Source organism: Ramlibacter tataouinensis (assembly GCF_001580455.1).
In the GTDB taxonomy this organism is placed as follows: domain Bacteria; phylum Pseudomonadota; class Gammaproteobacteria; order Burkholderiales; family Burkholderiaceae_C; genus Ramlibacter; species Ramlibacter tataouinensis_B.
The window spans coordinates 2,161,752-2,173,489 of record NZ_CP010951.1 but is presented as its reverse complement, the minus strand read 5'-3'; the positions used below and the strand labels follow the sequence as shown (position 1 = coordinate 2,173,489).

General features: G+C 62.5%; 11 protein-coding genes. 7 read left to right on the top strand and 4 right to left on the bottom strand.

The genetic code is table 11. The annotated features are described in order from the left end of the window. Positions 1-35: 35 nt before the first annotated feature. Positions 36-779 (bottom strand): HNH endonuclease signature motif containing protein, encoded by a 744-nt coding sequence (locus UC35_RS10470; protein ID WP_145979397.1) that lies wholly within the window; start codon positions 777-779, stop codon positions 36-38. Between the two features lie 154 nt (positions 780-933). Here UC35_RS10470 and dcm point away from each other — a divergent pair, with 154 nt between their 5' ends. Together dcm and UC35_RS23010 are read left to right on the top strand one after the other, a co-directional pair. Continuing rightward, entirely contained in the window at positions 934-2,289 is a 1,356-nt protein-coding gene (gene dcm / locus UC35_RS10465) for a DNA (cytosine-5-)-methyltransferase (RefSeq protein ID WP_082793017.1), read from the top strand. Further along, positions 2,282-2,737, top strand: a complete 456-nt coding sequence (locus UC35_RS23010; RefSeq protein WP_082793015.1) for a very short patch repair endonuclease — start codon at positions 2,282-2,284, stop codon at positions 2,735-2,737. Before dcm ends, UC35_RS23010 begins: the two co-directional genes overlap by 8 nt. Positions 2,738-2,891: 154 nt before the next feature. Here the strand turns inward: UC35_RS23010 and gyrB are convergent, their stop codons facing one another. From gyrB to dnaA, 3 genes are all read right to left on the bottom strand, one after another. Further along, positions 2,892-5,504: a DNA topoisomerase (ATP-hydrolyzing) subunit B gene (gene gyrB, locus UC35_RS10460; RefSeq protein WP_061499001.1), complete on the bottom strand. Its 2,613-nt coding sequence runs from the start codon at positions 5,502-5,504 to the stop codon at positions 2,892-2,894. Between the two features lie 119 nt (positions 5,505-5,623). Next, positions 5,624-6,730, bottom strand: coding sequence for a DNA polymerase III subunit beta (gene dnaN / locus UC35_RS10455; protein WP_061498998.1), 1,107 nt, complete (start codon positions 6,728-6,730; stop codon positions 5,624-5,626). Between the two features lie 155 nt (positions 6,731-6,885). Then, entirely contained in the window at positions 6,886-8,298 is a 1,413-nt protein-coding gene (gene dnaA / locus UC35_RS10450) for a chromosomal replication initiator protein DnaA (protein ID WP_061498993.1), read from the bottom strand. 233 nt (positions 8,299-8,531) lie between these two features. On the opposite strand from dnaA, the gene rpmH reads away from it, so the two are divergent. The 5 genes from rpmH to UC35_RS10425 all read left to right on the top strand — a co-directional run bounded on the left by rpmH (position 8,532) and on the right by UC35_RS10425 (position 11,664). Continuing rightward, positions 8,532-8,666 carry a 50S ribosomal protein L34 gene (gene rpmH, locus UC35_RS10445; protein ID WP_027101598.1) on the top strand — a complete coding sequence of 45 codons (135 nt, stop codon included), beginning with the start codon at positions 8,532-8,534 and terminating at the stop codon, positions 8,664-8,666. A 28-nt stretch (positions 8,667-8,694) separates the two neighbouring features. Then, positions 8,695-9,093 carry a ribonuclease P protein component gene (locus tag UC35_RS10440; protein ID WP_061498990.1) on the top strand — a complete coding sequence of 133 codons (399 nt, stop codon included), beginning with the start codon at positions 8,695-8,697 and terminating at the stop codon, positions 9,091-9,093. Continuing rightward, the gene (gene yidD / locus UC35_RS10435) at positions 9,090-9,368 is read left to right on the top strand and encodes a membrane protein insertion efficiency factor YidD (protein WP_061498987.1); all 279 of its coding nucleotides are present in this window, start codon (positions 9,090-9,092) and stop codon (positions 9,366-9,368) included. The genes UC35_RS10440 and yidD overlap by 4 nt, the downstream gene beginning before the upstream one ends. Then, on the top strand, positions 9,365-11,062 hold the full coding sequence (yidC, locus tag UC35_RS10430; protein WP_061498985.1) for a membrane protein insertase YidC: 1,698 nt from the start codon (positions 9,365-9,367) through the stop codon (positions 11,060-11,062). Before yidD ends, yidC begins: the two co-directional genes overlap by 4 nt. A gap of 182 nt (positions 11,063-11,244) precedes the next feature. Further along, entirely contained in the window at positions 11,245-11,664 is a 420-nt protein-coding gene (locus UC35_RS10425; protein ID WP_061498982.1) for a DoxX family protein, read from the top strand. Positions 11,665-11,738 lie beyond the last annotated feature (74 nt).

Sequence of the window (11,738 nt, the reverse complement as noted above, 5' to 3'; positions counted from 1 at the left end):
TGTCAAGTCACGCGTCGGCAGGAAGAACCTAGGTGTCACAGGCTGTCAATGTGATCTTTAAGCGTCTTCCGGCGGACGAGGCGAACCTTACCGAAGTGCATTTCCCGGTGACAACGGGGGCAAACGGCGGCGGCATTCACCAATGTGTCTTCACCCCCCTCACTTAGAGGTGTGATGTGGTGGACCTCCAAATATAGGCCGCCATCATCCCTCTCGAACAGTGGCGTTTCGCAGCCCGGCATCTCGCACTGATCATTGGCTCGCATGAGTGCACCAGCAACGACAAAGGGGTTGCGCACAAAATCCTCGCGCTGAACCAGTTGCTTAGGAGGCTTGCCCTTCGCCTCCTTCGCCTTCTTCATGATCGTTTTCGGATCAGCTCGTTTCGCCAGTTCGCGCGCAGTGGCCTCATCTGTGGACGCGGCAGTCACCTTTGCAGCGAAGACCTGCGATCCGATATTCCCAATGAGGAGTTGGTCCCCTTGATCCAACCAAGAAGAGCTGATGATGCTGTGGCCCATCCGCGGCTCGGGACTGCGATCGGCCGCATCCGAGCGCTCCGCGTGGTAGTACGAACTTTCGACCTCACTTACCTTGTGGTCGCCCAGCACAGGGACCGGGAAGCCAGGAGCAGGCCTCTTGGACGAGGGCGCTATCCCGGCCGCATGAAGAGCATCTCGTTGCGCCGCATTGGGAACATACGCGCCCTTTCCTTTGTCCGTCTTCGTGACCGTTTTGACGCCAAAGTTGTCGAAAATCTTGCTCCAGTCAGTAGCCACAGTTCACATTCTCGTTACAGCAAAAAGACAGACTAGCTGGTATCCAAATGTAGGTCAAGGCTGGGGTTGTTGTTTGGATGGAACAGCTGGACGTATTCGCTGGGTGAAACGAGTGATACAGTGCCACAACTTCGTTCACTGTAAAAAAGCACATATGAACCCTGAACTCGAAGAGTTGGCGCTGCTTAACCGAGTGCTTGAGGTCTATGACCAGAAGTTCGTTGGTCAGTACCTCAACCAAATGAGTCCAGGCTCTTGGTGCCGTGAAACAGTTAACCGCTGGGCGAAGGGCAAGGCGGCTCCGCGCCTCAGGTACGCCGAATACAGAGCGTTGGAGCAACTGCTACCAAAGCCGCCTGCTGCGTCTCACCACGAGTTTGACTTCGTGGACCTATTTGCCGGGATTGGTGGCATCCGGCGGGGGTTCGAAGGGATTGGCGGGCGTTGCGTGTTCACGAGCGAATGGAACGCGGAAGCCGTGAAGACCTACAAGGCCAATTACTACTGCGACTCGTCACACCATGTCTTCAACAAAGACATTCGTGAAATTACGTTGTCAAACGATGACGGCATTTCGGAGGAGGCTGCCTATCGGCATATTGCTGTCAGCGTCCCAGATCACGATGTCCTGCTAGCAGGGTTCCCGTGCCAGCCATTCTCGATTGCTGGCGTGTCCAAGAAGAATGCACTGGGACGGGCTCACGGCTTCGAGTGCAAGACGCAAGGCACACTTTTCTTCGATGTCGCGCGGGTTCTTGCCGTCAAGAAGCCGGCTGCATTCCTGCTGGAGAACGTGAAGAACCTCAAGAGCCATGACCGTGGACGAACATTCAAAGTGATTGCCGAAACGCTGGATGAGCTAGGTTACTGGGTCGCGGACATGGATGCTGGCGACGGCGCTGACCCGAAGATCATTGATGGCCGCCATTTCGTTCCTCAGCATCGGGAGCGTGTCATTCTGGTGGGCTTTAGGAAAGACCTGAATGTGCATGAGGGGTTCACCCTTGCAGACATCTTTAAGCACCGGCCCCAAAAACTTCCTGCACTGGGTGACATCCTTGACACAGAGGTTGACCCCAAATACATCCTCACCCAGAAGTTGTGGGAATACTTATTCAACTATGCGATCAAGCACAAGGCCAAAGGAAACGGCTTTGGGTATGGCTTGGTATCTGCGGACTCAGTGGCTCGGACACTGTCCGCGCGGTACTACAAGGATGGCTCTGAGATTCTCATTGACCGCGGCTTCAATCCGAACCGGCCACTCGACAGTCGGATGAACCAGAAGAACCGGCCGAGGCGCCTTACCCCACGGGAGTGCGCTCGACTGATGGGATTTGATGGGCCAGGAGAGTCAAATTTCCGCATCCCGGTTTCTGATACACAGGCGTATAAGCAGTTCGGAAACTCTGTTGTCGTTCCAGTGTTCGCTGCAGTGGCCAAGCTGATGAGGCCGCGAATCCTTGCTGCAACTGCACCTGCAAAGGAGCGTCTTCTGAAATTTGCCTGACGTCCACAATACTGAGGTCCGCAGCCGAAACATGCGGGCCATAAGGAGCAAGGACACCGCTCCTGAGCGCGCGGTTCGAAAGGCTCTGCACGCCGCGGGATTCCGGTACCGTCTCCAGTCAAAGCGACTGCCTGGCAGACCAGACCTAACGCTGACTAGGTACAGGGCAGTGGTTTTTGTTCACGGCTGCTTCTGGCACCAGCACGACTGCCCAACTTTCAAGATGCCACGTGAGCGGCGTGACTTCTGGCGAGCCAAGCTGGAGGCGAATGTGGCGCGGGACGCAAAGACGCTCGAAAGCCTTCAAAAGCTCGGCTGGCGCGTCGCAGTGGTCTGGGAATGTGCACTGCGCGGGCGTGATCGGCTGCCTATGGAAGATGTGACATCGACGTTAGCGAACTGGCTTCGCGGGCACGAACTCACATTGACGCTTCGAGGTCGTCCGTGACTGAGTCAGGAAGTTGTTTTCGACCCATACTCAGCGGAAATCTCCAAAGCCTGCACTTAGCTCACTTCGACCTGAGTGCCAACGAGCTTGGGGTAGCGAGGGGCACATGTTGCTTTCAAGGTTGTTGAGGCCGGGAAGGAACTCACTCACTCACCTAAACGTCGATGTTCGCCGCCCTCAACGCATTCGTCTCGATGAAGTCCCGCCGCGGCTCCACTTCATCCCCCATCAGCATCGTGAACACCCGATCCGCCTCAATCGCATCATCGATCTGCACCTTCAAGAGCCGCCGCACATTCGGGTCCATCGTGGTCTCCCACAACTGCTCCGGATTCATCTCCCCCAGACCCTTGTAGCGTTGCCTCGAGGTCGCACGTTCCGCTTCCAAAATCAACCAGCGCATCGCAGTCCGGAAGTCCCCCACCTTCTCTTCCTTCTGCCGTTCCCCTTCCCCGCGAATCACCTTGGCCCCGTCATGTAGCAGCCCGCGGAAGGTGTTCGCGGCTTCCGCCAGCGCCGCATAGTCGGCCCCATGCACGAAGTCCTGCGTGATCACGCTGCTCTTGATGTTCCCGTGGTGCCGCCGGCTGATGCGCAGGATCGGCTTGTCGGTACGGGCATCGAACTCGCCCGCCACTTCAGCCGGCGCGGCGTTGGTCACCTTGTCGATTTCATGCAGCTTGGCCTGCAGCGCCACGGCGCTGGCCTCGGCGTCCTGCACTGTGTCCAGGCTCAGGCTCACGCCGTCGGCGATGGCGCGCAGCGCTTCGGCGTCCATGAAGCCTGACAGGCGGTTGATCACGGCTTCGGCCGCCTGGTGCTTGCGCGCCAGTTCGGCCAGGGTCTCGCCTTCGATCATCGGCGAGCCTTCGCCGCCGGTCTGCACGCGCGCGCCGTTCAGCGCGATCCGCAGCAGGAACTTGTCCAGCTCGGTGCCGTCCTTCAGGTACAGCTCCTCCTTGCCGGCCTTCACCTTGTACAGCGGCGGCTGCGCGATGTAGATGTGGCCGCGCTCGCACAGCTCGGGCATCTGGCGGTAGAAGAACGTGAGCAGCAACGTGCGGATGTGCGCGCCGTCCACGTCGGCGTCGGTCATGATGATGATGCGGTGGTAGCGCAGCTTGGCGACGTTGAAGTCGTCCGAGTCGCCCTTGCCGTTGCTGTTGCTGGTGCCGGCCTTGCCGATGCCGGTGCCCAAGGCGGTGATCAGCGTCAGGATTTCATTGCTGGTCAGCAGCTTCTCGTAGCGCGCCTTCTCCACGTTCAGGATCTTGCCGCGAAGCGGCAGGATGGCCTGGAACTTCCGGTCGCGCCCCTGCTTGGCGCTGCCGCCGGCGGAGTCGCCCTCCACGATGTAGATCTCGCACAGGGCCGGATCTTTCTCCTGGCAGTCGGCCAGCTTTCCGGGCAGGCCCATGCCGTCCAGCACGCCCTTGCGGCGCGTCATCTCGCGTGCCTTGCGGGCGGCCTCGCGGGCGCGCGCGGCCTCGATGATCTTGCCGACGATGATCTTGGCGTCGTTCGGCCGCTCCTGCAGGAAGTCGTTGAGCAGGCGGGCGATGATGTCTTCGACCGGGCCGCGCACCTCGCTGGAGACCAGCTTGTCCTTGGTCTGGCTGGAGAACTTGGGCTCGGGCACCTTGACGCTCAGCACGCAGGTCAGGCCTTCGCGCATGTCGTCGCCGGTGACTTCCACCTTGGCCTTCTTGGCGGCCTCGGTTTCTTCGATGTACTTGTTGATCACCCGCGTCATCGCCGCGCGCAGGCCGGTCAGGTGGGTGCCGCCGTCGCGCTGCGGGATGTTGTTGGTGAAGCAAAGCACCTGCTCGTTGTAGCCGCTGTTCCACTGCATCGCGACTTCGACGCCGATGTTGGTGCCCTGGTCGCTCTGGCGGTCGCCCGTCGCGTGGAAGATGTTCGGGTGCAGGACGGTCTTGCCCTTGTTGATGAACTCGACGAAGCCCTTGACACCGCCGGCACCGGAGAAGTCGTCGCTCTTGCCCGAGCGCTCGTCGTGCAGCTTGATGTTGACGCCGTTGTTCAGGAAGGAGAGCTCGCGCAGCCGCTTGGACAGGATCTCGTAGTGGAAGTCGCTGTTCTCCTTGAAGATCTCGGTGTCCGGCAGGAAGTGCACCTCGGTGCCGCGCTTGTCGGTGTCGCCCAGGATCTGCATGGGGCGCACCTCGACGCCCTCGCGCATTTCGATCTGCGGGTTCTGCACGAAGCCGCGGCTGAACTCCATGGTGTGGACCTTGCCGTCGCGCCGCACCGTCAGGCGTAGGAACTTCGACAGCGCGTTCACGCAGCTCACGCCCACGCCGTGCAGGCCGCCCGAGACCTTGTAGCTGTTCTGGTTGAACTTGCCGCCGGCGTGCAACTCGGTCAGGGCGATCTCGGCAGCCGAGCGCTTGGGCTCGTGCTTGTCGTCCATCTTGATGCCGGTCGGGATGCCGCGGCCGTTGTCCACCACGCTGATCGAGTTGTCGGTGTGGATGGTCACCACGATGTCGTCGCAGTGGCCGGCCAGCGCCTCGTCGATGGAGTTGTCGACCACCTCGAACACCAGGTGGTGCAGCCCGGTGCCGTCCGAGGTGTCGCCGATGTACATGCCGGGGCGCTTGCGCACCGCCTCCAGCCCTTCCAGGATCTGGATCGCGCCTTCGCCGTAGCCCTCGCTGGCGCCGGCCTGGTGGGCGTCGATCTTGGGCTGGAAATTGGAGCTTTCCTCTCCCGGAGCGCCGGTGGTGGGCTTGTTTTCTTCGGACATCAAAGCACTTTCAGCAATCTCTTGAATGGGCGAACCCGCCGAAAGAGGCGGGTCCGTCTTGATCTCCGTCAAGCCCCGTTGCGCTGTTTCGGGCCGACGGAACCGGGCGACTCGGGCCCTCAAATGCGCATCGGCATCACCACGTACTTGAACGTGTCGTTCTCCGGAATCGTGATCAGCGCGGAGCTGTTGGCGTCCTGCAGCTCGAGCTTGACCATGTCCTGGTCCATGTTGGCCAGCGCGTCGATCAGGTAGGTGACGTTGAAGCCGATCTCGATGCGGTCGCCGCCGTAGTCGATGTCGAGCTCGTCGACCGCTTCTTCCTGCTCGGCGTTGTTGCTGGCCACCCGCAGCGTGCCGGGCTCGATGTTCAGGCGCACGCCCTTGAACTTCTCGCTGGTCAGGATGGCGGTGCGCTGCAGGCTGGCCAGCAGCGGCACCCGGCCCAGCGTCACCGCGTTCTTGTGGTTCTTGGGGATGACGCGGTTGTAGTCGGGGAACTTGCCTTCGACCAGCTTGGTGACGAACTCCATGCCGCCGAAGCTGAACTTGGCCTGGTTGTTCGCGAACTGCATCTCGATCGCGCCTTCGGCGTCGGACAGCAGGCGCTGCATTTCCAGCACGGTCTTGCGCGGCAGGATCACTTCCTGGCGCGGCACTTCCACTTCGAGGCTGGCGTTGGCGAAGGCCAGGCGGTGGCCGTCGGTGGCCACCAGGCTCAGCTGCTTGCCTTCGGCCACGAACAGGATGCCGTTCAGGTAGTAGCGGATGTCGTGCACCGCCATCGCGAAGGACACCTGCTGCAGCAGGTCCTTCAGGGTCTTTTGCGGCACGCTGAACACCGGGCCGAAGCTGGCGGCTTCCTGCACCAGCGGGAAGTCCTCGGCCGGCAGGGTCTGCAGCGTGAAGCGGCTCTTGCCGCCCTTGAGCACCAGCTTGTTCTGGCTGCTTTCCAGGCTGACGGTCTGGTCGCTGGGCATGGTGCGCAGGATGTCGATCAGCTTGCGCGCGCCCACGGTGGTGGTGAAGCTGCCGCCGTCGCCGGCCAGTTCGGCCGTGGTGCGGATCTGGATCTCCAGGTCGCTGGTGGTCAATTGCACCGCGCCGCCGGTCTTGCGGATCAACACGTTCGCCAGGATCGGCAAGGTGTGCCGCCGTTCCACGATACCTGCCACCGACTGCAGGACCGACAGCACTTTTTCTTGGGTTGCCTTCAGGACGATCATGTCTTCCTCTTCTCTCGTTCGAATTCTCTATACCGGATGGGTGGTAGCGGCTAGGAGCGGCCCCTCTGTGGACAAGCGCTATTTTCCCCTTTTTCGGCAGGCACTTGCCGGGACTCGGGCCGGGGCGCTCCAGGGGCGGTCTGGCGCAATTCCGGTCAGCCCTTGAGCGTCTGTTCCAGCACGTGCAGCTGCTGGTTCAACTCGGTCACGTTCTGGCGCTCCGCGGCGATCTTGCGCACCGCGTGCAGCACGGTGGTGTGGTCGCGGCCGCCGAACAGCTCGCCGATCTCGGGCAGGCTTTTCTGCGTCAGCTCCTTGGCCAGGTACATGGCGATCTGGCGCGGGCGGGCGATCGAGGCTGGCCGCTTCTTGGAGTACATGTCGGCGACCTTGATCTTGTAGTAGTCGGCCACCGTCTTCTGGATGTTCTCCACGCTGATCTGGCGGTTCTGGATCGACAGCAGGTCGCGCAGCGCCTCGCGCGCCAGCTGGATCGAGATCTCCTTCTGGTTGAAGCGCGAATAAGCCAGGATCTTGCGCAGCGCCCCTTCGAGCTCGCGCACGTTGGAGCGCACGTTCTTGGCGACGAAGAAGGCCACTTCCTCGGGCATCTCGGCGCCTTCCTGGCGGGACTTGTTGATCAGGATGGCCACCCGCATCTCCAGCTCGGGCGGCTCGATGGCCACCGTCAGGCCCGAGTCGAAGCGCGACACCAGCCGCTCGTGGATGTCGGTCAGGCCCTTGGGATAGGTGTCCGAGGTCATGACGATGTGGCTCTTCTTGGCCAGCAGCGCCTCGAAGGCGTTGAAGAACTCCTCCTGGGTGCGGTCCTTGTTGGCGAAGAACTGCACGTCGTCGATCAGCAGCAGGTCGAGCGAGTGGTACTTGTCCTTGAACTCGTCGAAGGTCTTGCGCTGATACGCTTTGACCACATCCGAGACGAACTGCTCTGCGTGGATGTAGAGAACTTTGGCCCCCGGACGGTCGGCCAGCAGCTTGTTGCCCACCGCATGCACCAGGTGGGTCTTGCCCAGGCCCACCCCGCCGTAGATGAACAACGGGTTGTAGAGATGGCCCGGCGTGCCGGACACGTGCATGGCCGCGGCCCGCGCCATGCGGTTGGCCGTGCCCTCGACCAGGTTGTCGAAAGTCAGCGCCGTGTTGAGCCGGTTCTTGAAGCCCGACGGGGCGGCATCGTCGGCCATCTCGGCCGGTTCCGGCGCCGGCCCCAGCTCGGGGCTGCTGGCCGTGGACAAAGGCCTGGCGGGCACTTCACGCAGAGCGAGCACTAACTCAAGCTGGATCGGCTGGCCATAGAGCTTCTCCAGCGTGGCCGCGATGCGGCTGGCGAATTGGGCCCGGATCCAGTCGAGCTTGAAGCGGTTGGCCACGAACAAGGTGACCCGGGAAAAGTCGTCGGTGACCTGGGCAGTAAGGGGCTTGATCCAGGTGTTGAACTGCTGCTGCGGCAGCTCCTGGGCCAGCTGGTCGATGCACGCTTGCCACAGGCTGTCGCCTGCGCCATCGGCCGCTCCGGCCGCCAGGCCGTTGTGTTGCCCCTCGCTCATACTTCGCAGTCGCCCCTGTGGATATTGTGTTTCGCGGAAAGCGGCCGATTCTAGATTGTCAAAGCCTTATCCACAAAGACGATTTGGCCATGTAGCCCAGCTGTTACACACAGTTTGCCGCAAATTCACGGGCCTGGGATACCCGGGTATTCAGCACCACCGGCCCCAAGCCCAACCGCTTGGCGACTCGTCCCTTTTTCCGGGATAATCATGGGTTTCCCTGAGAACGAATCATGAAACGCACCTACCAACCCTCCAAAGTGCGGCGCGCACGTACCCACGGCTTCCTGGTCCGCATGAAGACCCGCGGTGGCCGCGCCGTGATCAACGCCCGCCGCGCCAAGGGCCGCAAGCGCCTGGCCGTCTGAGGCCCGGCGCTGCCCGCCAGCCGGTCCCGTGCAGCGGCTGAAGACGCGGGCGCAATTCCAGGCCGTGATGGCCGCCGGCATCGTCGCCCGCACCGCCCACTTCGCGTTGCACCGCATGCCGCTCCACTCGCCGACTTCCACAGGGCTTGGGTCCGACGGACCGCAAGCCCTGTTTCCTGTCGTCGGCGCGTGGATGGGAGTCGTCCTTCCCAAGCGCTGGGCCAAGCGGGCCGTCACCCGCAATGCCATCAAACGGCAGGTCTACGCCGTGAGCGAAGCCCAGCAGCCGCCGCTTCCCGTCGCCGCGCATGTGGTGCGCCTGCGCTCGGGCTTCGAGCGCAAGCAGTTCCCCAGCGCAAGCTCCGATGCGCTCAAGCGCGCGGTGCGAGCCGAACTGCTGCAGCTATTCCAGCGGGCGGGCGCATGATGCGCGAACTCCTCGTCGGCCTGGTGCGCGGCTACCAGCTGCTGATCGGCAGCTGGATGCGCTCGTCCTGCCGCTTCCATCCGAGCTGCTCGGGTTACGCCATCGAGGCGCTGCGGCGCCATGGCGCCGGCACCGGCAGCTACCTCGCCGCAGCGCGTATCGTGCGCTGCGGGCCCTGGTGCGCGGGCGGCGATGATCCGGTGCCCGTTGAAAAGCCGCGCCTGTTCACCCATCTCAGACCTTTCTCCCGGACTCTCCCGAAGAAGAACTCATGAACGACATTCGCCGCACCATCCTGTGGGTGATCTTTGGTTTCTCGCTGGTGATGCTGTGGGACCAGTGGCAGGTCCATAACGGCCGCCAAGCCACTTTCTTCCCGCGGGGCCCGCAGACCACCGCCAGCGCGCCCGCCACCGGCCCGGCCGGCACCTCGAGCCTGCCGTCGGCCAGCAGTTCCGCGCCCGCTGCCGCCGGCAGCACGCTGCCCGCGACCGGCGCAGAACCGGCCGTCAAGGGCGAGAAGATCACTGTGGCCACCGACGTGATGCGCCTGACCTTCGATACCGAAGGCGGCTCGCTGGTGCGCACCGAATTCCTGAAGTACGCGGGCGAGGACAAGGCACCGACGTTCGTGCTGCTCGACGACAACCCTGGGCACAGGTACGTTGCCGAGTCGGGCCTGATCGGCGGCGACTTCCCGAATCACAAGACGGTCATGGCCGTCAGCGGCGACAAGGAGCTCAAGGCCGGCGCCAACGAACTGACGGTGCGTTTCGAGTCGCCTGAGAAGAGCGGCGTCAAGCTGGTCAAGACCTACACGCTCCAGCGCGGCTCGTACGCCATCGCCGTGACGCACGAGATTGTCAATACAGGCACGGCACCGCTCAGCCCGCAGCTGTATGTGCAGCTCGTGCGCGGTGCCACCACCTCGGGCGGCTCCTTCATCACCAATCCCACCGGCACGTTCACCGGGCCGGCGGTCTACACCGACGCCAAGAAGTACCAGAAGGTCGAGTTCAGCGCCATCGACAAGGACAAGCTCGACTTCCAGAAGGACGCCACCAGCGGCTGGGTGGCCATGGTGCAGCACTACTTCGTGAGTGCCTGGGTCATGCCGGACGGTGTCAAGCGCGAGAACTTCGTGCGGAAGCTGGACAACAACCTGTATTCCGTGGGCATGATCGCGCCGCTCCAGCCGGTCGCGCCAGGCGCGTCGCAGGCGGTGCACGCCAAGCTGTTCGCCGGCCCGCAGGAAGAGAAGATGCTCGAGGGCGTGGCGCACGACCTGGACCTGGTCAAGGACTACGGCATCTTCACCATCCTTGCCAAACCCCTGTATTGGCTGCTGGCCAAGCTGCACGGCATCATCGGCAACTGGGGCTGGGCCATCATGGCGCTGGTGCTGATCATCAAGATCGCCTTCTACTGGCTGCAAGCCAAGGGCTACGAGAGCATGGCCAAGATGAAGGCCATCAACCCCAAGGTGATGGCGCTGCGCGAGCGCTACAAGGACAACCCGCAGCAGATGCAGCAGGAGATGATGCGCATCTACAAGGAAGAGAAAGTCAACCCGATGGGCGGCTGCTTCCCGATCATGATCCAGATCCCGGTGTTCATCGCGCTGTACTGGGTGCTGCTGTCTTCGGTCGAGATGCGCGGGGCGCCATGGATCGGCTGGATCCGCGACCTGTCCACGCCCGACCCCTTCTTCATCCTGCCCGTGGTGATGACGCTGACGACGCTGCTGCAGACGGCGCTCAACCCGGCACCGCCAGATCCGATGCAGGCCAAGATGATGTGGTTCATGCCGCTGGCCTTCAGCGTGATGTTCTTCTTCTTCCCGGCCGGCCTGGTGCTGTACTGGATCACCAACAACGTGCTGTCGATCGCCCAGCAGTGGCTGATCAACAAGCGCATGGGTGTGCCGCCGGAATTCAACCTGCCGAAGTTCGGCAAGAGCACCAGCTGATCCACGAGCTGATCCATCAGCTGATCCAACAACTGATCCGAAACAAAGGGCCGCGCAAGCGGCCCTTTGTTTTGGCACGCCCCAAAAATGCAACGGCAGAGTTGGCGACAGGGGTTCCGAGGCCTTGACGCGGCCGCAGCTTTGTTCCACTGTCAGCAGTACGCATTGAACAGGGAGGTCCCATGATCGATGTCGAAAAGACGCCCTATGCAGCCTTGCTGCTGCGCGTGACCTGCGGCGTGCTGTTCGTGCTGCACGGCGCGTACCTCAAGTTCTTCGTCTTCACCATGGCGGGCACGACCAAGTTCTTCGCGTCGCTGGGCCTGCCGGAATGGCTCGCCTGGACCGTCATGCTGTATGAAACGATTGGCGGCATTGCGCTGATCCTGGGCATCTACACGCGCTGGGTGGCGCTGTTTTTCGCCGTACACCTGCTGGTCATCACCTTCTTCGTCCACATCGGCAACGGCTGGGTGTTCTCCAACAAGGGCGGCGGCTACGAATTCCCGCTGTTCTGGGCCATCGTCTGCATCGCGCTGGCGATGATGGGCGGCGGCGCGGCCTCGGCGGTGCGCGCCGAGACCCCCGGGTTCGCCCGCTAACCCCGAAAGCTCCTCCCCCTCCGGGGGGAGGCAGGGAGGGGGGCGCTCCGTCGCGAGCAGGCAGGGGGCGCTCC

What these genes read in the sequence shown, in the direction of transcription:
- dcm (WP_082793017.1), top strand. Translation starts at nt 934, where the DNA reads ATGAACCCTGAACTCGAAGAGTTGGCGCTGCTTAACCGAGTGCTTGAG.
- gyrB (WP_061499001.1), bottom strand. Translation starts at nt 5,504, where the DNA reads ATGTCCGAAGAAAACAAGCCCACCACCGGCGCTCCGGGAGAGGAAAGC.
- dnaN (WP_061498998.1), bottom strand. Translation starts at nt 6,730, where the DNA reads ATGATCGTCCTGAAGGCAACCCAAGAAAAAGTGCTGTCGGTCCTGCAG.
- dnaA (WP_061498993.1), bottom strand. Translation starts at nt 8,298, where the DNA reads ATGAGCGAGGGGCAACACAACGGCCTGGCGGCCGGAGCGGCCGATGGC.
- rpmH (WP_027101598.1), top strand. Translation starts at nt 8,532, where the DNA reads ATGAAACGCACCTACCAACCCTCCAAAGTGCGGCGCGCACGTACCCAC.
- yidD (WP_061498987.1), top strand. Translation starts at nt 9,090, where the DNA reads ATGATGCGCGAACTCCTCGTCGGCCTGGTGCGCGGCTACCAGCTGCTG.
- yidC (WP_061498985.1), top strand. Translation starts at nt 9,365, where the DNA reads ATGAACGACATTCGCCGCACCATCCTGTGGGTGATCTTTGGTTTCTCG.
- UC35_RS10425 (WP_061498982.1), top strand. Translation starts at nt 11,245, where the DNA reads ATGATCGATGTCGAAAAGACGCCCTATGCAGCCTTGCTGCTGCGCGTG.